This window comes from Metabacillus rhizolycopersici (genome assembly GCF_020075705.1).
In genome coordinates, this window is sequence record NZ_JAIQUM010000226.1 from 1 (window position 1) to 971 (window position 971).

Annotated in this window: 1 pseudogene; it reads left to right on the plus strand. The window is 40.4% G+C overall.

Going from position 1 to position 971, the window contains the following annotated elements:
* Window positions 1-77 precede the first annotated feature (77 nt).
* Window positions 78-860 (plus strand): annotated as a pseudogene (locus K9V48_RS28145) (group II intron maturase-specific domain-containing protein); the annotation flags it as partial.
* Window positions 861-971 lie beyond the last annotated feature (111 nt).

The following is a 971-nucleotide window of genomic DNA, read 5'->3' on the forward strand; positions in this document are numbered from 1 at the left end:
GGAGCCGGATGAGCTGAGAGGTTCACGTCCGGTTCCGAGAGGGGCTATTGGGGAGGTTCCAATGGTCTACTTGCCTCGTTGTATTAACAGAAACTAAGGAACAAGCACAGTCCATATACGAAAGGCTGCAACCATACCTTAGAAAAAGAGGTCTCGAACTAAGCAATGAGAAAACCAAGATCACTCATATTGAAGATGGTTTTGATTTTCTCGGATTCTCAGTTCGACAGTACAAAACATGGCAAGGGAACAAACTGCTAATTAAACCGAGTAAAGAGAGTATCAAGAAAGCCAAAGAGAAGATACGATATACGTTCGGTATAATGAGAGGACAACCTGTCCGGGAACTTATCAAAATGTTAAATCCTATTATCAGAGGTTACGGACAATACTGGAAGCATGTGGTGTCGAAGAAGTCTTTTGGTGTGATAGCAAACTACGTATTCCAAAAAACTTGTAAATATTTGAGACAACTCCATCCTAAGAAAGCTTGGAAATGGATAAGGAAAAGATATTTTAGAAAACCACATCATGGCGGAGATAACTCTTGGATTTTAACTTGCCCAATAACAAATATTCAACTCTTACACATGACTTGGATTAAAATAAAACGACATGTGATGGTGCTATACAAAAACAGTCCAGATGATCCTGCCCTCAAAGAGTATTGGGAAAAACGAGACCGAAAGGTCTTCGATACAGAAAATACTTTGGACAGAATTAAACTCGCAAGAAAGCAAGGTTATCGTTGTGCATTATGCAGGCAACCTCTACAAAACGGTGAAAAGGTTATTGTACGGAATTTAGAAGTTCCTACAGGTGAAGTTATTAAGTTAGTACATATACCTTGCGTTAGATAAAAGAGTTGTTTGGACAAAAAGAAGGCTTGAGCCGTATGATGGGAAACTGTCACGTACGGTTCTTAGGGGAGTTAGGGGCAGTGATGCCCCTCGCTTACCCGACTTAACTAG